The sequence below is a fragment of the Lelliottia nimipressuralis genome, assembly GCF_004115925.1.
Classification (GTDB): Bacteria; Pseudomonadota; Gammaproteobacteria; order Enterobacterales; family Enterobacteriaceae; genus Enterobacter; species Enterobacter nimipressuralis.
On record NZ_SDDX01000004.1, the window covers coordinates 23,536 to 46,128 of the forward strand.

At 56.7% G+C, this 22,593-nt stretch carries 15 protein-coding genes; 9 read left to right on the forward strand and 6 right to left on the reverse strand.

Features of this window, described 5'->3' with window-relative positions:
- Positions 1 to 4 precede the first annotated feature (4 nt).
- The 5 genes from bcsZ to ETG88_RS03990 all read left to right on the forward strand — a co-directional run bounded on the left by bcsZ (position 5) and on the right by ETG88_RS03990 (position 9,877).
- Positions 5 to 1,111: a cellulose synthase complex periplasmic endoglucanase BcsZ gene (gene bcsZ / locus ETG88_RS03970; protein WP_129034811.1), complete on the forward strand. Its 1,107-nt coding sequence runs from the start codon at positions 5 to 7 to the stop codon at positions 1,109 to 1,111.
- Positions 1,093 to 4,590 carry a cellulose synthase complex outer membrane protein BcsC gene (gene bcsC, locus ETG88_RS03975; protein ID WP_129034740.1) on the forward strand — a complete coding sequence of 1,166 codons (3,498 nt, stop codon included), beginning with the start codon at positions 1,093 to 1,095 and terminating at the stop codon, positions 4,588 to 4,590. Before bcsZ ends, bcsC begins: the two co-directional genes overlap by 19 nt.
- A gap of 119 nt (positions 4,591 to 4,709) precedes the next feature.
- Entirely contained in the window at positions 4,710 to 6,716 is a 2,007-nt protein-coding gene (gene hmsP / locus ETG88_RS03980) for a biofilm formation regulator HmsP (RefSeq protein WP_206732573.1), read from the forward strand.
- A gap of 159 nt (positions 6,717 to 6,875) precedes the next feature.
- Positions 6,876 to 8,162, forward strand: coding sequence for a C4-dicarboxylate transporter DctC (dctA, locus tag ETG88_RS03985; protein ID WP_100778496.1), 1,287 nt, complete (start codon positions 6,876 to 6,878; stop codon positions 8,160 to 8,162).
- A gap of 224 nt (positions 8,163 to 8,386) precedes the next feature.
- Positions 8,387 to 9,877: a M16 family metallopeptidase gene (locus tag ETG88_RS03990; RefSeq protein ID WP_129034742.1), complete on the forward strand. Its 1,491-nt coding sequence runs from the start codon at positions 8,387 to 8,389 to the stop codon at positions 9,875 to 9,877.
- Between the two features lie 74 nt (positions 9,878 to 9,951).
- On the opposite strand, the gene kdgK is transcribed toward ETG88_RS03990, so the two are convergent.
- A complete protein-coding gene (gene kdgK / locus ETG88_RS03995; RefSeq protein ID WP_123429833.1) occupies positions 9,952 to 10,881 on the reverse strand; it encodes a 2-dehydro-3-deoxygluconokinase in 930 nt (309 codons plus the stop codon).
- A gap of 231 nt (positions 10,882 to 11,112) precedes the next feature.
- Between kdgK and pdeH the strand changes: the two genes are divergently transcribed.
- Both pdeH and ETG88_RS04005 read left to right on the forward strand, forming a co-directional pair.
- A complete protein-coding gene (gene pdeH, locus ETG88_RS04000) occupies positions 11,113 to 11,886 on the forward strand; it encodes a cyclic-guanylate-specific phosphodiesterase (RefSeq protein ID WP_100778499.1) in 774 nt (257 codons plus the stop codon).
- Between the two features lie 122 nt (positions 11,887 to 12,008).
- Positions 12,009 to 14,069, forward strand: a complete 2,061-nt coding sequence (locus tag ETG88_RS04005; RefSeq protein ID WP_129034744.1) for an AsmA family protein — start codon at positions 12,009 to 12,011, stop codon at positions 14,067 to 14,069.
- An 86-nt stretch (positions 14,070 to 14,155) separates the two neighbouring features.
- Here ETG88_RS04005 and ETG88_RS04010 read toward each other — a convergent pair whose 3' ends face one another.
- The 3 genes from ETG88_RS04010 to ETG88_RS04020 form a co-directional block, all read right to left on the reverse strand.
- The gene (locus ETG88_RS04010; RefSeq protein ID WP_100778501.1) at positions 14,156 to 15,478 is read right to left on the reverse strand and encodes an MFS transporter; all 1,323 of its coding nucleotides are present in this window, start codon (positions 15,476 to 15,478) and stop codon (positions 14,156 to 14,158) included.
- A 274-nt stretch (positions 15,479 to 15,752) separates the two neighbouring features.
- Positions 15,753 to 16,778 carry an inner membrane protein YhjD gene (gene yhjD / locus ETG88_RS04015; RefSeq protein ID WP_129034745.1) on the reverse strand — a complete coding sequence of 342 codons (1,026 nt, stop codon included), beginning with the start codon at positions 16,776 to 16,778 and terminating at the stop codon, positions 15,753 to 15,755.
- A 52-nt stretch (positions 16,779 to 16,830) separates the two neighbouring features.
- On the reverse strand, positions 16,831 to 17,730 hold the full coding sequence (locus ETG88_RS04020) for a LysR family transcriptional regulator (RefSeq protein ID WP_100778502.1): 900 nt from the start codon (positions 17,728 to 17,730) through the stop codon (positions 16,831 to 16,833).
- A 119-nt stretch (positions 17,731 to 17,849) separates the two neighbouring features.
- Here ETG88_RS04020 and ETG88_RS04025 point away from each other — a divergent pair, with 119 nt between their 5' ends.
- A complete protein-coding gene (locus tag ETG88_RS04025) occupies positions 17,850 to 18,608 on the forward strand; it encodes an SDR family NAD(P)-dependent oxidoreductase (RefSeq protein WP_102105277.1) in 759 nt (252 codons plus the stop codon).
- A 4-nt stretch (positions 18,609 to 18,612) separates the two neighbouring features.
- Here ETG88_RS04025 and ETG88_RS04030 read toward each other — a convergent pair whose 3' ends face one another.
- Entirely contained in the window at positions 18,613 to 19,152 is a 540-nt protein-coding gene (locus ETG88_RS04030) for a GNAT family N-acetyltransferase (RefSeq protein WP_129034746.1), read from the reverse strand.
- A gap of 148 nt (positions 19,153 to 19,300) precedes the next feature.
- Between ETG88_RS04030 and ETG88_RS04035 the strand changes: the two genes are divergently transcribed.
- Complete coding sequence (locus tag ETG88_RS04035) at positions 19,301 to 20,896, forward strand: STY4199 family HEPN domain-containing protein (protein WP_100778505.1); 1,596 nt, start codon at positions 19,301 to 19,303, stop codon at positions 20,894 to 20,896.
- Positions 20,897 to 20,935: 39 nt separating this feature from the next.
- On the opposite strand, the gene ETG88_RS04040 is transcribed toward ETG88_RS04035, so the two are convergent.
- Entirely contained in the window at positions 20,936 to 22,585 is a 1,650-nt protein-coding gene (locus ETG88_RS04040) for an alpha,alpha-trehalase (RefSeq protein WP_100778506.1), read from the reverse strand.
- Positions 22,586 to 22,593 lie beyond the last annotated feature (8 nt).

A 22,593-nucleotide genomic window follows, 5' to 3' on the forward strand; every position in this document is an offset into this window, starting at 1 on the left:
GGTGATGAAAGGGTTTCGCTGGTGCGTAATGGCTATGGTGGTAATGGCGGCGTCGAACGTTCGCGCCGCCTGTACCTGGCCTGCATGGGAGCAGTTTAAAAAGGACTATATCAGCGAAGGCGGGCGCGTCATTGATCCCAGTGACGCGCGCAAAATCAGTACGTCGGAAGGGCAAAGCTACGCGCTGTTTTTTGCCCTCGCGGCGAACGATCGCCAGACCTTTGATCGCCTGCTCGGCTGGACGCGCGACAACCTCGCGCAGGGCGATTTGAGCCAGCATCTCCCCGCCTGGCTGTGGGGAATGAAAGAGAAAGACGCCTGGGCGGTGATCGACAGCAATTCAGCGTCGGATGCCGATATCTGGATTGCCTGGTCGCTGCTGGAGGCGGGGCGTCTGTGGAAAGCGCCAGAGTACACCGCCACCGGGAAAGCGCTGCTCAAGCGCATCGCCAGTGAAGAGGTGGTAAAAGTGCCGGGCCTGGGGCTGATGCTGCTGCCTGGCAAAGTCGGCTTTGCTGAAGAGAAATCCTGGCGCTTTAACCCAAGCTATCTCCCGCCGCAGCTGGCGAACTATTTCACCCGCTTTGGCGCACCCTGGACTACGCTTCGTGAAACCAATTTGCGCCTGCTGCTGGAAACCGCGCCAAAAGGGTTCTCACCCGACTGGGTGCAATATCAAAAAAATAAGGGCTGGCAACTGAAGCCAGAAAAAACGTTTATCGGCAGTTACGATGCGATTCGCGTCTATCTCTGGGCGGGCATGTTGCACGACCGGGACCCGCAGAAAGCACGACTGCTGGCGCGTTTTAAACCCATGGCGACGCTAACAACAAAAAAAGGCGTTCCCCCTGAGAAAGTCGATGTCGCCAGCGGTAAAACCATGGGGAATGGCCCGATTGGTTTCTCCGCCTCACTGCTGCCGTTTTTACAAAACCGCGATGCACAAGCGGTACAACGTCAGCGTGTCGCCGACCATTTTCCCGGTAACGACGCCTATTACAGCTACGTACTGACCCTGTTTGGACAAGGATGGGATCAGCACCGTTTTCGTTTCACCGCAAAGGGTGAATTACACCCTGACTGGGGCCAGGAATGCGCAAGTTCTCATTAAGTTTACTCAGTTTATCCCTTGGATTGACGCTGATGCCGCTGGCGCAGGCCGCCAATTCTCCGCAGCAGCAACAGCTGCTGGAACAGGTGCGCCTGGGCGAATCGACCAACCGCGAGGATTTGGTTCGCCAGTCGTTGTATCGTCTTGAACTGATCGACCCCAACAATCCGGATGTGGTCGCCGCGCGTTTCCGCTATTTGCTGCGTCAGGGTGATAACGCCGGGGCGCAAAAAGAGTTAGACCGTCTCAAAGGACTTGCGCCCAGCTCCAGCGCCTATAAATCGTCGCGCAACGCGATGCTGCTCTCGACCCCAGAAGGGCGTCAGGATCTGCAGCAGGCGCGCCTGCTGGCCACAACGGGCCATACCCAGGAAGCCATTGCCGCCTACGATAAAATCTTCGCTGGCGATCCGCCAAACGACGTTCTGGCGGCGGAATACTGGAACGTGGTGGCTAAAAATCCTGCCCGTAGCAACGAGGCTATTAATCAGCTTAAAAAAATTAACCTCAGCAGCCCTGGCAATACCGAGCTGCAGAACTCGTTATCCCAGCTGTTATTCAAAAACGGCCGTCGCGATGAGGGCTTTGCCGTCCTCAGGCAGATGGCGAGATCGAACGCCGGGCGCGATGCGGCCTCTGATATCTGGTATCAGCAGATCAAAGACCTGCCGGTCAGCGCCGGCAGCGTAAAAGCGCTCCAGGATTATCTGCAGGTGTTCAGCGCGGGCGATAACGTTACTGCCGCCCGCTCGCAGCTGGAAGCCCAGCAAAAACAGCTGGCCGATCCGGCGTTCCGCGCCAAAGCCGAAGGGCTGGCCGCCGTGGAGGCAGGACAGGGCAATAAAGCAGTATCAGACCTACAGCAGGCGGTAAATGCCAATCACACCGACAGCGAAGCCGTAGGCGCGCTGGGCCAGGCCTACTCCCAGCGCGGCGATCGTGCCCGCGCCGTTGCACAGTTTGAAAAAGCCATTGCCCTCGATCCACAGAGTGATAACCGTGGGAAATGGGACAGCCTGCTGAAAGTGAACCGTTACTGGCTGCTGATCCAGCAGGGCGATGCCGCGCTGAAAGCCAACAATGTCGCGCAGGCAGAACGTTACTACCAGCAGGCGCGCACTGTCGATAACACCGACAGCTACGCGGTGCTCGGGCTGGGTGATGCCGCCGTCGCGCGCAAAGACAACGCCGCCGCCGAGCGTTTCTACCGCCAGGCCCTGCGGATGGACAGCGGCAACAGCAACGCGGTGCGCGGGCTGGCGAATATCTACCGTGCGGAATCGCCGGAAAAAGCCGACCAGTTTATCCGCTCGCTCTCTGCCAGCCAGCGTCGCAGTATCGACGATATCGAACGCAGCCTGACCAACGACAGATTATCCCAGCAGGCAGAACAGCTGGAGAACGAGGGTAAATTTGCACAGGCAGCGGAAATTCAGCGCCGCCGTCTGGCGCTCTCGCCGGGCGATGTGTGGATTACCTATCGCCTGTCGCGCGATCTCTACAGTGCCGGACAGCGCAGCCAGGCGGATACGCTTATGCGCCAGCTGGCCAGCCAAAAACCGGCCGATCCGGAGCAGGTGTATGCCTACGGGTTATATCTTTCGGGTAACAATCAGGATCGCGCGGCCCTTGCGCACCTGAACACTCTGCCGCGCGCGCAGTGGAGCGGCAACATTCAGGAACTGGCTAACCGCCTGCAAAGCGATCAGGTGCTGGAAACCGCCAATCGCCTGCGTGAAAGCGGCCAGGAGCGGGAAGCCGAAACGCTGCTGCGCCAGCAGCCTGCCTCCTCACGTATCGATTTAACGCTGGCCGACTGGGCGCAGCAGCGCGGGGATAACACGTCGGCCATTGCGGCCTACAGCACTGTCCTGCAGCGCGAACCGCAAAATGTTGACGCCCTGCTCGGCCTGACGGAAGTCTATATCGCGCAAGGCAATAAAGACGGCGCCCGCGCTGAGCTTGCCAAACTGCCTGCCGGGCAGAACGGTGAGGCGCCGTCGATCAACACGCAGCGTCGCATCGCGCGGGTGCAGGCCGATCTCGGTGATACGACCGCCGCACAGCAGACCTACAGCAAAATCCTTCCGCAGGCCAAATCGCAGCCGCCGTCGATGGAAAGCGCGCTGGTGCTGCGCGATGCGGCTAACTTCCAGGCTCAAAGCGGCCAACCGCAGCAGGCGCTGGAAACCTACAAAGATGCAATGGTGGCCTCCGGTGTCACCCCGTCGCGCCCTGAAGATAACGACAGCTTCACCCGTCTGACGCGCAATGACGAAAAAGACGACTGGCTGAAACGCGGCGTGCGCAGCGATGCGGCGGATCTCTATAAGCAGCAGGATGTGAATGTCACGCTGCAGCACGACTACTGGGGTTCCAGCGGTACGGGCGGGTATTCCGACCTGAAAGCGCACACCACCATGCTGCACGTGGATGCGCCGCTGTCGGACGGACGGATGTTCTTCCGAAGCGACATGGTGAACATGGACGCGGGTTCCTTCGATACCAACGGTGGCACCTACGACCCGAAATGGGGTACCTGTGCGGCGACGCCGTGTAGCGGCAACACCAGCCAGAAACAAAACGGCGCCAGCGTGGCCGTTGGCTGGCAGAACAAAACCTGGGAGATGGACATCGGCACCACGCCGATGGGCTTTGACGTCGTCGATGTGGTCGGCGGCCTGAGTTACAGCAACGATCTCGGCCCGATCGGTTACACCCTGAATGCCCATCGTCGCCCGATCTCCAGCTCACTGCTGGCCTTCGCCGGACAAAAAGACCCGAACACGGGAACCACCTGGGGCGGCGTGCGCGCAACCGGTGGTGGCGTCAGCGTCAGTTACGACAAAGGCGAAGCGAACGGCGTCTGGTCAAGCCTGAATATGGACTCTTTGCAGGGCAAAAACGTCGAGGATAACTGGCGTATTCGCTGGATGACCGGCTATTACTATAAGCTTATCAACGACAACAACGAGCGTCTGACGGTGGGCGTGTCGAATATGCTCTGGCATTACGACAAAGATTTGAGTGCCTATTCTCTGGGACAGGGCGGCTACTACAGCCCGCAGGAGTATGTCTCCTTCGCGCTGCCGGTCACCTGGCGTAAACGCACCGAAAACTGGTCATGGGAGCTGGGCGGGTCGGTCTCCTGGTCGCATTCCAAAACCAAAGACGGGATGCGTTACCCGATTCAGGGATTGATTCCAGATAATCACTACGATATCGATGACAACCTGATGTATTCCGACAAAAAAGAGCCGGAAAATGGCAGCAGCTCGTCCGGTACCGGTTATACCGCGCGGGCGATTATCGAACGTCGCGTGACCTCAAACTGGTTTGTCGGTTTGGGCGTTGATATTCAGGAGGCGAAAGATTACACCCCGAGTCATGCGTTAATTTACGTGCGCTACTCGGCTGAGGGCTGGCAGGGCGATATGGACCTGCCTCCGCAACCGCTGATCCCTTACGCGGACTGGTAACCGGATTTATCTTTAATCCACCTCTTAGGCTCTCTTAAAATCGTCGCGATCGGGTATACTCTGCCGGGAATAGGGTAACACTTTGTTACCCTATGCTTCGGGTTTTGTGGAGAGTCAATTTGCGTGTCAGCCGTTCTTTAACTATCAAACAAATGGCGATGGTCTCAGCCGTCACTATGGTGTTTGTATTCGTCTTTTGCGTCATTTTGCTGTTTCATTCCGTACAGCAGAATCGCTACAACACGGCTTCGCAACTGGAAAGTATTGCCCGCTCGGTCCGTGAACCGCTTTCCGCCGCCATTCTCAAAGGGGATATCCCCGAAGCAGAAACCATCATCAAGCGCATTCAGCCTGCGGGGATCGTCAGCCGCGCGGATGTGGTATTGCCCAATCAATTCCAGGCGTTGCGGATGAGCTTTATTCCCGAACGTCCGGTGCCGATGATGATCATGCGGCTGTTTGAGCTGCCGGTGCAGATTTCGCTCCCGCTCTATTCTCTCGAACGCCCTGCGAACCCGCAGCCGCTGGCCTATCTGGTGTTGCAGGCAGATGCCTATCGCATGCATAAGTTTGTCATGAGCTGGATCTCCACGTTAGTGACCACTTACTTACTTTTGACGCTGATCCTGACCGTGGCGCTCACCTGGTGCATTAACCGGCTGATCGTCCATCCGCTGCGTAAAATTGCCCGAGAGCTAGACAATCTCGCCCCGCAGGACCAGGTCGGGCACCAGCTGGCCCTGCCGCGCCTGCACCACGACGATGAAATTGGCATGCTGGTGCGGAGCTACAACATCAATCAGCAGCGCCTGATGCGTCAGCATGATGAAATCAACAGCAACGCGACCCGCTTCCCGGTCTCGGATTTGCCGAATAAGGCATTCCTGATGGCCCTGCTGGAGCAAACCGTCGCGCGCCAGCAGACCACCGCGCTGATGGCAGTGGCCTGTGAAACCCTGCAGGACACGGCGGGCGTGCTGAAAGAGAGCCAGCGTGAAATGCTGCTCTTAACGCTGGTGGAGAAGATCAAATCGGTGCTGGCGCCGCGCATGGTACTGACGCAGGTCAGCGGCTACGACTTTGTGATTCTGGCCCACGGTGTGAAAGAGCCGTGGCACGCCATCACATTAGGTCAGCAAGTGCTCACTGTCATTAATGAGCGGCTGCCCATCCAGGGTATCCAGCTGCGCCCAAGCGCCAGCATTGGCCTGGCGATGTATTATGGCGATCTGACGGCAGAACAACTCTATCGCCGCGCCTTCTCGGCGGCCTTTACCGCCCGTCGTAAGGGCAAAAATCAGATCCAGTTCTTCGAGCCAGAGCAGATGGAAAAGGCGCAGCAGCGCCTGACGGAAGAGAGCGATATCCTCACGGCGCTCGATAACCACCACTTTGCGATCTGGCTCCAGCCGCAGGTGAATCTGGCCACGGGCGACGTCACCAGCGCGGAAGCGTTGCTGCGCGTCATGCAGCCAGATGGCTCATGGGAGCTGCCCGAGGGGCTTATTGAGCGCATCGAATCCTGCGGCCTGATGGTGACGGTCGGCTACTGGGTGCTGGAGGAGTCATGCCGCCAGCTTTCAGCCTGGCAGGAGCGCGGGATCAACATGCCGCTGTCGGTGAATCTGTCGGCGCTACAACTGATGCATCCGACGATGGTTTCCGAGATGCTGGAGCTGATCAACCGCTACCGCATCAAGCCGGACACCCTGATTCTGGAGGTGACGGAGAGCCGTCGCATCGACGATCCAAACGAAGCGGTGGCGATTCTGAAACCGCTGCGCAACGCCGGTATCCGCATTGCGCTGGATGATTTCGGCATGGGTTACGCCGGTCTGCGTCAGCTCCAGCACATGAAAACGCTGCCGGTGGATGTCTTGAAGATCGATAAAACCTTCGTCGACGGCCTGCCGGACGACAGCAGCATGGTGGAAGCCATTATCCAGATGGCGCGCAGCCTGAATCTGCACGTCATTGCCGAAGGGGTCGAAACCGAAGCCCAGCGCGACTGGCTGGCGCAGGCGGGTGTCGAAAGTGGACAAGGTTTCCTGTTTGCCCGAGCCGTTCCGGCGGAAGAGTTCGAAAAACGCTACTTTACGGGCGACAATTCTTACGTAAATGTCTAACTTTGTTGCTGGCTTGTTCGAGTCAGCACACAGTTTTTAACATTCATGTTTCATATTTGATCTAAGTTCATTTCTGTCATGTTTTACGGGTGTTATTTTAAAGCCGCAGGAAAGTTGTACCCATAAGAATCCTGTGGTTTTTCTTTCCAAGGACACCCTATGAAAACCTCTCTCTTTAAAAGCCTTTACTTTCAGGTCCTGACAGCGATTGCCATCGGTATTCTGCTTGGCCATTTCTACCCTGAACTGGGCGCTCAAATGAAACCGCTTGGCGACGCGTTCGTTAAGCTCATTAAAATGATCATCGCGCCCGTTATCTTCTGTACCGTGGTGACCGGTATCGCTGGCATGGAAAGCATGAAGGCGGTAGGCCGGACCGGTGCGGTGGCGCTGCTGTACTTTGAAGTTGTCAGTACGATTGCGCTGATTATCGGCCTGATTATTGTCAACGTCGTGCAGCCGGGCGCGGGGATGAACGTCGATCCTTCGACGCTGGATGCGAAAGCGGTCGCCGTTTACGCCGAGCAGGCCAAAGACCAGGGCATCGTCGCCTTCCTGCTGGATGTCATTCCCGGCAGCGTGATTGGCGCCTTCGCCAGCGGGAATATCCTGCAGGTGCTGCTGTTCGCCGTGCTGTTTGGTTTTGCCCTGCACCGCCTGGGCAGCAAAGGGCAGCTGATTTTCAACGTAATCGAAAGCTTCTCGCAGGTGATTTTCGGCATCATCAATATGATCATGCGCCTGGCACCCATCGGGGCGTTCGGGGCGATGGCCTTTACCATCGGTAAATATGGCGTCGGCACCCTGGTGCAGCTCGGCCAGCTGATCATCTGCTTCTATATCACCTGTATTCTGTTTGTGGTCGTGGTGCTGGGCAGTATTGCGCGCGCGACGGGCTTCAGTATTTTCAAATTTATCCGCTACATCCGCGAAGAGCTGCTGATTGTGCTGGGGACGTCGTCCTCCGAATCCGCACTGCCGCGTATGCTCGATAAGATGGAAAAACTGGGCTGCCGTAAATCGGTGGTGGGGCTGGTCATTCCGACGGGGTACTCGTTTAACCTTGATGGAACGTCGATATACCTGACCATGGCGGCGGTGTTTATCGCCCAGGCGACCAACAGCCACATGGATATCTTCCATCAGATCACCTTGCTGGTGGTGCTACTGCTCTCCTCGAAAGGGGCGGCGGGCGTGACGGGCAGCGGGTTTATCGTGCTGGCGGCGACCATCTCGGCAGTAGGGCATCTTCCGGTGGCGGGCCTGGCGCTCATTCTCGGCATCGACCGCTTTATGTCCGAAGCCCGCGCCCTGACTAACCTGGTGGGTAACGGTGTTGCCACGGTGGTGGTGGCGAAATGGGTGAAAGAGCTGGACCATAAAAAACTCGACGATACGCTGAATAATCGCGTGCCAGAGAGTAAATCCCACGGTTTATCCTCATAAATTCAGCACTTATGCCCGCTCACCCTTGTCGGGGAGCGGGCTCCTGCGCATAATAACTGCTCATACCTGTCATACTTCGACAAGATTTTTTTCGGGTATATTTCACTTCTCGCCGTGACGTTTCGCAGAACACGCGGTCTAATCGAAGTGTTTGAACGTTATCTTCAGAGTGCTCAATGTAGTGAGACACTCTTTTTAACCAGGAATGTTGATCAGGGGTTTACATGCAGGGCACAAAAATTCGACTCTTAACCGGCGGTTTGCTGATGATGGCAGCAGCCAGTTATGTGCAGGCAGATACGCTCCAGCCCGACCCAGCCTGGCAGCAGGGCACACTGACGAATGGTTTTCAGTGGCAGGTTTTAGCCACTCCGCAACGTCCCAGTGACCGCATCGAAATTCGTCTTTCCGTCAATACCGGTTCATTAACCGAGAGCACGCAGCAGAGCGGGCTTAGCCATTTTATTCCTCGACTGGCGCTGACCCAAAGCGGCAGTTTGCAAGCAGTGCAGGTGCGTTCACTGTGGCAGCAGGGCATCGACCCGAAACGTCCACTTCCACCTGCAGTTATCTCCTACGACTACACCATGTTTAACCTCAGCCTGCCTAACAACCGTAACGACCTTCTGAAAGAGGCCCTGACGTGGCTGGGCGATACCGCCGGTAAAGTGGCGATCACCCCCGATACGGTTAACTATGCCCTGAGCAACAGCGACATGGTGGCGACCTGGCCTGCGGATACCAAAGACGGCTGGTGGCGTTACCGCCTGAAAGGCTCATCGCTGCTGGGACACGATCCGGCAGAGCCGGTCAAACAGCCGGTGGATATCGAGCAGGTCAAATCGTTCTATCAAAAATGGTACACCCCGGATGCGATGACCCTGATTGTGGTCGGCAACGTCGACAGCCGCGCGGTGATCGAACAGATTGGCAAAACCTTTGGCGATCTGAAGGGTAAACGCGAAGTGCCTGCGCCGGTTTCAACGCTGGCCCCGCTGCGTGCCGAGCCGGTGAGCATCATGACCGACTCCGTGCGTCAGGACCGTCTGTCGCTGATGTGGGACACCCCATGGCAGCCGATTCGTGAATCCGCCGCGCTGCTGCGCTACTGGCGTGCCGATCTCGCCCGTGAAGCGCTGTTCTGGCATGTTCAGCAGACGCTCAGCAAAAACAATGCGAAGGATATCGGGATTGGCTTCGACTGCCGCGTGCTGTTCCAGCGCGGACAGTGTGCGATTAACGTGGAGTCGCCAAACGACAAACTGAACACGAATCTCAGCGTTGTCGCCAAAGAGCTGGCCAAAGTGCGTAAAGACGGCCTGGGCGAAGAAGAGTTCAACGCGCTGGTGGCCCAGAAGAATCTGGAGCTGCAAAAACTGTTTGCAACCTACGCCCGCACTGACACGGATATCCTGATCAGCCAGCGCATTCGCTCCCTGCAAAATCAGGTGGTGGATATCGCGCCGGAGCAGTATCAGAAACTGCGCCAGGACTTCCTGAACAGCCTGACCGTCGAGATGATTAATCAGGATCTGCGTCAGCAGTTGTCGCAAGATATGGCGCTTGTTCTGCTGCAGCCGAAAGGCGAGCCGGAATACAACATGAAAGAGCTACAGGCCACCTGGGATGAGATCATGTCGCACGAAGAGCGTACCGCTCAGCCTGCGGCCGATGATTTGCATCAGGATGCGACGGATATTCCGCAAGCGCAGTAATGGCCAAAAGATAATAAAACGGCAACCGATGGTTGCCGTTTTTTTTGTTTGTCAGCCGGGTGTCGTGCACGAACTCAGTCAGGCATCGCCTCGCGCGGGATAATCGCCCCGCGATACTGAATCACTGTACTCGCCGTCAGATGTCCGCGTTTTGCGGCCTCCGAAGGCGTACCGCCCGTCAGGCGCACGGCCAGATATCCGGCGCTGAACGAATCCCCCGCCGCCGTGGTATCCACCACTTTTTCTTTCGCCAGTTTCACCGCAGGGACGTCCACCACGGCAGCACCTGCCACAGAGACCAGGCAGGAATCGGCGCCACGCTTAATCACCACTTCCGACACACCGGCTTGATGCGTACGGGCGATCACGTCGTCGACCGGTTTTTCGCCCCACAGGGCATCTTCGTCATCGAGGGTTAAGAACGCGATATCGGTGCAGTTCAGCATCTGCTGATAAACCTGCTGCGTCTCTTCGCGGCTCGCCCACAGGCGCGGACGGTAGTTGTTATCGAAAATCACTTTCCCGCCGTTCGCGCGGCATTCGTGGAGCAGGGAGAGCAGTTTTTCGCGGCTGGATGGGCTTAATATCGCCAGGCTGATTCCGCTCAGGTAGAGATAATCATAGGTCGCCAGCTCTTCGCAGATGGCCGCAGATTCGTCGCTCTCCAGCCAGAATTTGGCTGCGGCTTCGTTGCGCCAGTAGTAGAACGTGCGCTCGCCGGTGCTGTCGGTCTCGATGTAGTACAGCCCCGGAAGACGATTTTCCATACGCTGAATCAGCGACGTCTGGACGTTTTCACTCTGCCAGGCTTCCAGCATCTGCTGGCTGAAGCTGTCGGTACCGAGTGCGGTCACATAGTTGACTGTCAGCGCGTCAGGGGCGACCTGACGGGCAATATAGACCGAAGTATTCAACGTATCGCCACCAAAACCGCGGCTAACGTCCGCACCTTTTTGTGACAGCTCAATCATGCATTCGCCAATCACGGCAATTTTTTTAGACATAGTCGTGAACCTGAACCGATAAATTAATGTAAGTGTGCGCTGTGGGGATTTTATGGTCAACTATATTAAAACGTCGTTCCAAATTTTTTTTTGAGCCAGCGCGCGTTCCGGGCAGATTCTGTCATCTTAATTTCATTTTCCCCGCCAGCTGAACATAAAGTTCTCACATCCCGGGCCGATAACCTTTTGACGAGTCCAGACACGTCATCTCTTTTCAACAGGACATCTGAAATGAAGTCAGAGCAGGTTATCCAGCGGCTATGCACCACTCCGGAAGCAAGTATTGAAAGCTTGCAGGAGCATCGCTATTGGCTGCAATGTGAGCGTGCTTATACTTATCAGCCGATTTACCGCATTGACGGCAGACTCATGGCAATTGAAATCTTAACTGTCGTGACCCACCCGTCGAATCCCACGCAGCGCATCGCTCCGGATCGCTATTTCGCCGAGGTGAGCGTACGTCAGCGTCTGGATGTGCTGGAAGAGCAGCTCGAAATGCTGGGGACGAAACGGGACTTTTTCGCCCGCCACGACATTCTGGCGTCGGTGAACGTCGACGGCCCGACGCTGATCGCGCTGCGCCAGAACCCGCAGCTGCAGAAACTGGTCGCCTCGCTGCCATGGATGCGCTTTGAGCTGGTCGAGCACGTGCGCCTGCCGCAGGACTCCTCCTTTGCCTCGATGTGCGAATTTGGCCCCCTGTGGCTGGATGATTTCGGCACGGGCATGGCGAACTTCTCTGCGTTAAGCGAAGTACGCTACGACTACATCAAAGTGGCCCGCGACCTGTTCATCATGCTGCGCCAGACCCAGGAAGGCCGCAATTTATTCACGCTGCTATTGCAGCTGATGAATCGCTATTGCCAGGGCGTGATTGTTGAAGGCGTTGAAACGCTCGAAGAGTGGCGGGATGTGCAGAACTCCCCCGCAGCGGCCGCACAGGGGTATTTCCTCTCTCGTCCGGTACCGATGGATACGCTCGATAACGTCATTATCACGTTGTAACCTCTGCTGTTTCCCAGAATAGCGCGTGGCGAACACGCGCTATTCCCGGAAGCAGCGTCCCCCTTTTTTCCCATGCCTGAGCTATATTCATGAAAGGCAAGGTAATAAAAAAGGGGATAACGATGTCCAAAACCACCAGGATCGTCACCTGGGTAGCAGGGATCTTCTTGTTGTTGATTGTGGTCGCCATCATCATCATCGCGACGTTCGACTGGAACCGCCTCAAACCGACCATCAACCAGAAAGTCTCCACTGAACTGAACCGGCCTTTCGCCATTCGCGGCGATCTCGGTGTGGTCTGGGAGCGGCAGAAAGACGAAACGGGCTGGCGCAGCTGGGTGCCCTGGCCGCACGTTCATGCCAACGATATTATTCTCGGCAACCCGCCCGATATTCCGGAAGTCACCATGGTCCACCTGCCGCGCGTGGAAGCGACGCTGGCACCGTTAGCGCTGCTGACGAAAACCGTCTATCTCCCGTGGATCAAACTGCAACAGCCCGACGCGAGGCTGATTCGCCTGTCAGAGAAGAACAACAACTGGACCTTTAATCTGGCCAGCAGCGGTGAGAAAGATCCCAATGCGCCGCCGTCGGCCTGGTCTTTCCGGCTGGATAATATTCTGTTCGATCGCGGGCGGATCGCCATCGATGACAAAGTCAGCAAAGCGGATATTGAGATCCTGGTCGATCCGCTGGGCAAACCGCTGCCGTTCAGCGAAGTCACCGGCACCAAAGGCAAAGACGAGAAAACCCGCGTGGGCGATTACGTCTTTGGCCTGAAAGCGAAAGGGCGCTACAACGAGCAACCTCTCAGCGGGACCGGCAAAATTGGCGGCGTACTGGCGCTGCGCAGTGAAGGTACACCGTTCCCGGTGCAGGCGGATTTTCGATCGGGTAACACCCGTGTGGCGTTTGTCGGCACGGTACATGACCCGATGAAAATGGGCGGCGTCGATTTGCAGCTCAAATTCTCCGGTGATTCGCTCGGCGAGCTGTACGACTTAACCGGCGTCCTGCTCCCGGATACGCCACCGTTTGAGACGGACGGGCGGCTGGTCGCCAAAATCGATACGGAAAAATCGTCGGTCTTTGATTACCGCAATTTTAATGGCCGTATCGGTGACAGCGACATTCACGGCTCGCTCGCTTATACCACTGGCAAACCGCGCCCGAAACTGGAAGGTGACGTGGAATCGCGCCAGCTGCGCCTCGCCGATCTCGGGCCGTTGATTGGCGTCGATTCGGGTAAAGGCGCTCAGCAATCCAAACGCTCTGAGCAGAAGAAAGGTGAGAAAGACATTCAGCCGTCGGACAAAGTGCTGCCGTATGACCGCTTTGAAACCGACAAATGGGACGTGATGGACGCCGATGTGCGCTTCAAGGGGCGCAAAATCGAGCACGGCAGCACGCTGCCGATAAGCGACCTCTCGACCCATATCATCCTGAAAAACGCCGATCTGCGCCTGCAGCCGCTGAAATTCGGGCTGGCGGGCGGGACCATCTCCTCCAACATTCACCTCGAAGGCGATAAAAAGCCGATGCAGGGGCGGGCCGATATTCAGGCGCGCAGGCTGAAGCTGAAACAGCTGATGCCGAACGTGGAGCTGATGCAGAAAACCCTCGGTGAAATGAACGGTGATGCTGATATTCGTGGGGTGGGGAACTCCATCGCGGCGCTGCTCGGCAGCAGCAACGGGAATCTCAAACTGCTGATGAATGACGGTCTGGTGAGCCGCAACCTGATGGAGATCCTCGGGCTGAACGTCGGCAACTTTATCATCGGGCAGATTTTTGGTGATGATGAAGTGCGGGTGAACTGCGCGGCGGCCAATCTGGATCTGGTCAACGGCGTGGCGCGTCCGCAGATTTTTGCCTTCGATACGGAAAATGCGGTGATCAACGTAACCGGGACGGCAAGCATGGCCTCGGAGCAGCTGGATTTAACCATCGATCCGGAGAGTAAAGGCTTCCGTATTATTACCCTGCGTTCACCGCTTTATGTGCGCGGTTCGTTCAAAAATCCGCAGGCGGGTGTCAAAGCCGGGCCGTTGATTGCGCGCGGCGCTGTCGCGGCAGCGCTGGCAACGCTTGTCACGCCAGCGGCGGCTCTGCTGGCCCTGATTTCGCCGTCTGAAGGTGACACCAATCAGTGTCGGACGATTTTGTCGCAGATGAAAAAGTAACGAGGCGTGTGATGCTCTCAACCAGCCCTCTCCCGAATGAGAGGGTTAACAGAAAAAAAACGGCAACCCGAGGTTGCCGTTTTTAGTTATAAAGACTGATGCCGCGTTTCGTGCGTCAACAGCAGCGCAATCAGCGTTAACCCTGCCATCGCCGCCAGATACACGCCCACGTAGAACAGCCCATAGTTCGCCTGCAGCCAGGTGGCGATATACGGCGCGACAGAGGCACCCAGAATCGATGACACGTTATAGGAGAACGACGCGCCGGTGTAACGCACTTCGGTCGGGAACAGCTCCGGCAGCAGCGCACCCATCGGGCCAAAGGTCAGCCCCATCAGGCTCAAACCAATCAGTAAGTAAGCCATCACCAGCGCAGGGCTACCTGAACCCAGCAGCGGTGGGAAGACGAACAGTGCGAAGAGAATAATCAGCGACGTAATCACGATCATGCTTGAGCGACGGCCAAATTTATCCGCCAGCAGCCCGGCGATCGGCACCATCACGCCGAAACCGATCACCGCCATCATCAGCATCCACAGCACTTCATTGCGCGGCAGACCAAGGCCCACGGGGGCTGCTGCGGTACTGAAGGTCATGGAGTAGACCGTCATAATATAAAACAGCGTATAGGTCGCCAGCATGATGAAGGTGCCGAGTACCGTTACGCGAAGGTGTTTGGTCAGCAGCGTGCCCAGCGGGATTTTCACCTGCTTTTTCGCCGCCGCGACTTTGGCGAACACCGGCGTCTCATGCAGGGAAACGCGCACATACAGGCCGATCAGCACCAGCACTGCCGAGAAGATAAACGGAATACGCCAGCCCCAGCTCATGAACTGCTCGTCGGTCAGCAGCCAGGAGAGCAGCAGGAAGGTGCCGTTCGCGAAGAAGAAGCCAATCGGCGCGCCCAATTGCGGGAAAGAGCCGTACAGCGCGCGTTTACGCGGTGGCGCATTTTCTGTCGCCAGCAGCGCCGCGCCGCCCCACTCACCGCCAAGCCCCAGGCCCTGACCAAAACGCGCCAGCGCCAGCAGCATCGGCGCCAGAATACCGATCGTTTCGTAGGTCGGCAGCAGGCCAATCGCTACGGTAGAAATCCCCATCGTCAGCAGCGACGCTACCAGCGTCACTTTACGCCCGACGCGGTCGCCAAAGTGTCCGAAGACCGCCGAACCAATCGGACGTGCGATAAAGGCGATAGCAAACGTAGCCAGCGATTGCAGCGTTGCAGCCGTCGGATCACCCTGCGGGAAGAAAATATGCGGAAAAACGATGACCGCGGCGGTTGCGTAAATATAGAAATCGAAGAATTCGATAGCGGTGCCAATCAGGGAGGCAACGACGACTTTATTACGCGAGTTTACCGGCGTGCTTTCCGGTTCTGAATCGAGAGTTGTGGCTGTGGCTTGCATAAAATTTTCTTATTGTTTGGTCTGACGAAAGGCCATATTACGCATAGCAAAAGCGACATTTCAATCTGTAACAAGGGCGCGACGCGGTGAGAAAAGCAGCAAAAAGCGGATAATATTCAGGCTGACGAAATAGCTTCCATGAAATGCTTCACAAAATTCAAATATCAGTTGATAAAACTGGTTTTTGGTTAAATAAAAGTTACAGGCTGGATTTATATGCTGAAATGGTGAATCGGGCTGAAACTTTGCATTCTTATTCAGCCCGATACGCCATTTAGCGGTGGGTTTTGCCCGGCATTCGCGGGTCGTCTTTGTATTCGGCAGTGGCAATCCACGCGGCGCAGAACAGCGTCAGACGGGCGAAGAAGTAGAAGAACGCCATCAGACCGAGAACCGAGCCAAACGCCGCGCCAGACGGGGATTTCACCAGCGACGGCAGGGTGTACGTCATCACGATTTTAATCACTTCAAAGCCAATCGCGGCGATAAAGGTCCCACGGATCAGCGCTTTCTTGCGCGGACGGTGGCGCGGTAATCGCCAGAAGATCCAGAAGAACAGCAGATAGTTGGCAAAAATGGAGATTGCCAGACCAATCAGCCGCCAGGCGGGTTTCAGCCAGTCGATATAGTCCAGATAGAGCGCTGAAATGATCATCTGCTGCGCGGAACCGGCGACAGAGGTGATCGACAGCGTCACAACCAGGGCGACCAGCAGGCCAATCAGCGACACGAAATCGCGGAAATACTTAATCCAGATTTTTTCCTGATCCTGCGGCTTGCGCTCCCAGACGTCGCGCGACTGGGCGCGAATCGCCTCGCGCAGGTTCCCCATCCAGTTGATACCGGAATAGAGGGCAATCAGCAGCCCGACAATCCCCACGGTGGTACGCTGCTGCACCGCGGTGTTGATGGTGCTTTTCAGGGTGCCGGCCAGCGTCGGGTCGCTCACATTAACCAGAATCTTGTTGAAGATGTCCTGCAAGAGCGTCGGGTGCGAGGCGAGGACAAAACCCGCCGCCGCAAATGACACCATCATAATCGGGATCATCGACAGGAAGGAGAAGTAGGTAATGGCCGCACCAAACTGGTTGCCCATGCGGTCGTTGAAGCGCTCTGCGGCGCGGATCAGGTGCGCAACCATCGGACGGCGCTGAATCTTTTGCGCGGTTCCGGTGACGGTCTCCAGCGCTTTGGTGGCTTTAGCGGCTGAGGGGCTTTTTTGCGGCTCAGATTCCATCTTTGTGATGGGTTCGTATTCCAGTTCTTGAGTGGGTCGTTGCGGGTTGTTTTCCGGCGTCACGCGCATTTTCCTTTTTTCGTTTGGCGGGAATTTATTGAATTATAGCTCGCGACTAATCAACGTAAGCTTTCATTATCGTCGTCAGCCATTCCATGAACAGATGAACCCGCCGCGAGAGATTGCGACGATGCGGGTAAATCAGCGAAACCGGCATCGGTTCGGCGCGGTATTGCGGCAGGATCTCGACCATTTTTTTGGCCTTTAGCGCCTCGCGCACGCCGACGCGCGGCACCTGAATAATCCCCAGTCCGGCAAGACACGCCGCGTGGTAGGTCTCGGTACTGTTAACCGTTAAAATGCCGCCGGTCTTCACCCACTGGGTGGCATCGCCGTTATAAAACTCGAAACCCTGCGGGCGGGTACCCAGATTCAGCGCGTAATGAATCACCGCGTGGGAAGCCAGATCGTCCAGCGTCTCCGGATAGCCAAAACGCGCCAGATAGTCCGGGCTGGCGCAGTTAATGATCGACAGTTTACCCAGCGAGCGGGCGATTAAGCCCGAATCCTTCAGCGTGCCGACGCGTACCACGCAGTCAAATCCTTCGCGGATGACATCGACCATCCGATCGCTGCTGCTCAATTCCAGCTCAATGCCGGGGTACTGCTGCAAAAAAGCGGGCAGTTTTGGGATGACTAAATTTCGCGCAACGCCAACGGGCATATCGACGCGCAATCGTCCGCTGATGCTGGTGGGATCATGCTGGAAAAGACCGTCCAGTTCGTCGAGGTTTGCCAGCAGATCTTTTGCCCGTTCGTAATAGACCATGCCGTCCTGCGTAAGGCTGACGCGGCGCGTCGTGCGGTGCAAAAGCTGAGTACCGAGCAGGTTTTCCAGCGCCTGAATCTGGCGCGATACGCTACCTTTAGGAAGACCCAGCGTGTCCGCGGCGCGAGAAAAACTCTCCAGTTCCGCCACGCGGATGAAGAGCTGCATTGCGTGAATTTTATCCATAGGCTGCGCTCATTATTGTTATTAATGAAACAGTGAAGCGTTTTTGACCCTCTTTATTGATTTTCTATCACCTAATAAGCTCTTTCTCAATCGCCATATCAAACGAAACGAGGTTTCTCATGAGTGAACGTATTGCATTAGTGACAGGTGGCAGCCGTGGGCTGGGGAAAAACGCGGCGCTGAAGCTGGCTGCGAAGGGAACCGGAATCATCCTGACTTACCAGAGCAGCCAGAAAGAGGCGCAGGATGTTGTGCGCGAAATTGAATTAAAAGGGGTGAAAGCGGTGGCATTGCAGCTGAACGTCGGGGATACCTCGACCTTCGAACGCTTTGTCGCTGAAGTCCGCTCCCAGCTTAAGCATGTGTGGCAGCGCGACACCTTCGATTATTTATTAAACAACGCCGGAACCGGTTTATATGCCCCGTTTGCAGAGACCACCGAAGCGCAGTTTGATGACGCCCTGAACGTCCATTTCAAAGGCCCGTTCTTCCTGACCCAGCGCCTGTTGCCGTTGATTAAAGACGGCGGGCGTATCCTGAACGTCTCCAGCGGCCTGGCGCGCTTTGCGCAGCCTGGCTCCAGTACCTATGCGGCAATGAAAGGGGCGATGGAAGTGCTGACGCGCTATCAGGCCAAAGAGTTAGGCGCGCGTAAAATCACGGCCAATATTATCGCGCCGGGTGCGATTGAAACCGATTTTGGCGGCGGGCGAGTGCGCGATAATGTCCAGATCAATCAGATGGTGGCGTCGAACACCGCCCTTGGACGCGTCGGGCTGCCGGATGACATCGGTGATGCTATCGCCGCGTTGCTGAGCGATGAGCTGGGCTGGATGAACGCGCAGCGCATCGAAGTCTCAGGCGGGATGTTCCTGTAAATCGTTAACGGCCCTGTGCGGGATACTCATGTTTTAACAGACTGAATATCCAGTCGTTTTGCCAGCGCTCAGCAAGCCAGTAGTTTTCACGTAGCTCGCCTTCCAGCACAAAGCCCGCTTTTTCCAGCAGGGCGCGGGAGGCGAGGTTGCCCACCGTCACCGTGGCGGTGAGACGGCGAATTCCCCCCTCATTAAACGCGTAATCACACACGGCGCGCAGCGACTCATATCCGTAGCCTTTCCCCTGTGCGTGTGGGTCGAAAATAAATCCCACTTCGGCACAATCATTATCTCTGTGAATATATCCGGTGGCACCCAGCGGCGTTTGGCTGACGGTGTCGCGCACGATAAGGCACATCCAGTGTGCGCTGCCTGGTTCCCACGGCTGGAGGCGTGGCTCAAAAGCCTCACGGATCACCGCAATAGGGCGCTTTTCGGCGATAAATCGCATCACATCGGGGTTTTGTTGCAGTGACAGGTAAAACGGCCAGTCCTGCTCCTCAACGGGCGAGCATGTCAGACGCGAAGTGGTGAGTACCGGCATTCGAATTCTCCCATAACTATTTTCAATGATTATAGAGCTGTCACTTTATTTCTCCATAATCTCAGTTATGGTTTAACAGCACATAAATAAAAGAAAAAATTGCCTTTAAGGCCAGCTTATTCTGCTTTGTAGTACGTTAAGGAAAATGATGACATCGGGTACTTCACACCACATCCGTGAACAATTTGAACAGTGTATTGGCATTATTCGCCACGCCTCCGTGGAGATTTTGCTGCTGCTGGATGTTCACGTCTCTGAAGGGAAAGATCCACGCTGGTTCCTTGAACAGCTCGATAATGCCCGCCTGGGTCTGGGCGGATGGGGACCGGTAGCAAAACGGCTGAATCTGAACGACGCCGAAATGTCGGAATTCACGCTCCAGTTACGCCTCTTGCAGCAGCGCGTTCCGCAATATGAAAGCGGCCAGGACGTCAGCCAAAACCAGCTGATTGCCGCCATGCGTTTCGTCACTGCGCTGGAACATCTGCGGTTGCAGCAGCCGCTGCTGGGCTACAACACCGACCTGGCGCCAGGCAATGAATCTCTGCAACTGCAGGCCCATAAGCAGGTGCGCGCCCTTGAGCTGATGATTAAATCCTTGATCATGCAGGCGTGGCCCGATCCGGTGCGGCTCAATAACCATCTGAAAACCCTCTTCAATGCCGACCGGGTCCGGCGCTGGCTGAAGAACAGCGAACGCAACGATGTGTTGAGCGGCATGCTGTTCAGCGAAATGGCGCAGATGCTGGTGGATAAGAAAGAATTTAGCCGCTACTACTCGTCGCTGTTTAATGACCGCACGAATCTGACGTTGCTCGTAGAGCCGCGTAAAACCCTGCAGACTTTCCTCGATGATATCCGCCAGATCCGCAACATGCTGACCGTGCAGCAGGCGCTCAGCTCGGCGCAACTTCTGCTGCTCGATAATTACTATGCCCAGATAGCGGGGCCGATTCAGCGGGCGTTTGAAGAGGGACGCACGCGCATCAACCCGACAGGGCTGATGGCGGTCGATGCCAGCGAACTGCACAGCTTCTGGGAAAATGCGCAGAAAATGGACCGGCAGACCGGCGGCGATTTGTTTGAAATTCGCGACAGCATTGAAAAACCGACACAACGCACGCCGCGCACGCCTGAACAGCGCGATCAGCTGATCTCCAGCGCGCTGTGGGGCGCCGTGGGGGTGATGGTGCTCGCGATTATTGCAGGCGGAGTGTGGCTGGTGACCAGCGGCACGCCTTCGTCAGCGGCGGCGAATGTCAGCCCCGAGCCGCAGCAGGTGGCGAAAGAGATGCGCGAAGCCCCGTCCTCACGGGAAAAACTGACCCGTATGGGCGTGACCTGGGATGAGAACAATTTCCGTTCGGCCATCGATCGCAACGACACGCGTGCGGCGCTGCTGTTCCTGCAGGGCGGGATGGACTGGAAGCTGGCCTGGACCGAGCAGGCGATGTCCGCCGGGTACGATGACGTGCTGGAGGTGTTGCTGCGCTATCGCCTGCAAATGGTAGAGCAGAAACCATGCCGTCGGTTTATTGCCACGCTTAGCCATGCGATGTCGAACGGGGAGGCGATGACCTCCATGCGCAAGCAATATCTTCAGGCGTTCTGTACGGTGCCCGCCGTCGTGCAGCGCCAGAAATATGAAGCCGACCAGGCTAAGCGACGTGCTCAGGCGCAGCCGGATGCCAGCAGCAAAAAATGGCAGTCTATTCAGACCGCCATTTATGATGTGATTCGTTAAACCGGCTCCTGCGGCCCTCTCCCTTTCGGGGGAGGGAAATCACGGTTCGCCGTACAACCCAATCAACCGTCTCACCACGCCGTTGGTCCAGCCAAAACCATCCTGCAACGGATATTCGCCCCCGCCCCCTTCGCGCGGGGTGCTGCTGGCGATGTGATACTTCTCGATCAGCTTGTGGTGCGTTTTGTAGAAGTGATTCACCGTTTGCAGCCAGCTCCAGGCGATCTCATCGCCGAGCGAATCATTGCCGTACTGCTTAAATCCCTGGATCGCCATCCACTGTAGCGGCGCCCAGCCGTTCGGTTTATCCCACTGCTCGCCCGTTTCGTGTTCGGTGGCGAGTATCCCGCCAGGGGTCAGCAGGCGCGCTTTCACCGTATCAGCCAGCCGGTCAGCCTGTTCGTGGGTAGACATCCCAACGTACAACGGCACAATGCTGGCGGCCGAGAACAGCCCCATCTCTTCCCGACGCCAGTCGTAATCGCGATAACAGCCGTTTTCGTCATCCCACAGGAAGCGGTTCACGGCCGCGCGGCGGTCATTCGCTTTTTGGCGGAAGGCGGTTTCGGTCTCTTTGTCGCCTTTTGCGGCGGAGATGTTGGCGATGGCGCTTTCCAGCTTAAACAGGAACGCATTCAGATCGATCGGGATAAACTGCGTGGTGCGAATGCTGGCGAGACGCCCTGCATCGCGCAGCCAGCGGGAGGAGTAGTCCCAGCCCGACGCCGCGCCTGCGCGCAGATCCCGATAGACTTCGTTTGGTGGTCGCCCTGAATGTTTAGCCGTTTCCACGTCTTCTATCCAGGACTCGTCACGCGGCGTGTCGCGGTCGTCCCAGTAGCGGTTGAGCAGCGAGCCGTCCGGCATGCGCACCACGTGGCGGTAGGCCTGATTCAGCACCAGCGATTCCGCGCCATCCATCCAGAAGGCGTACTCCATCAGCAGGTGGTCCAGATAACGTTTCGCCCCGCGCACGCCGTCCTCTTCGAACAGCTCAACCATCAGGGCAAAGACCGGCGGCTGCGAACGGCTGAGATAATAGGTGCGATTCCCGTTAGGAATATGGCCGTAACGTTCAATCATCCACGCAAAGTTATCAGCCATACACTTGAGCAGGTCGTTGCGCCCGCTCTCCGCCAGCCCGAGCATGGTGAAATAGGAGTCCCAGTAGTAGGTCTCGCTAAAACGCCCGCCGGGGACGATGTACGCCTGTGGCAGCGCCAGCAGGGATGACCACGGAATATGGTCCTGCGGCTCGCGCGTCAACACTGGCCACAGATTATCAATGTGCTCTTTCAGCGAAAGACTCGGGTCTGAGACATACTCAGTGGTCAGCGACTCGGGCATCCAGAAGTGGTTTTCGACAAAGCGCTTCAGGTCGAAATCCCGGTGGCGTCGCACCTTACGGTAGCGAATAAGGATATCGAGCGGATCCATTTTCGGCGCGCAGTCGGGGAAGGTTTTGCTATCAGCAAACAGACGCGTCGACTGAACGTGTTCAAAGAGTTCTAGATAGCGATCGGCAGGCGTGAGCGCGTCAGACGCGGGCAGCCCTTCGATCATTTCGGGTTCCGGTTCCGCCTCGATCATCTCATCCAGTTTCAACTCGCAGGGATCGGTTTCGTAGCGAATCTCTTCCGCAATCTCGAACTCGACGATATCTGCAGCGTGTAATTTCTGGTTGAACATGGTGGTTA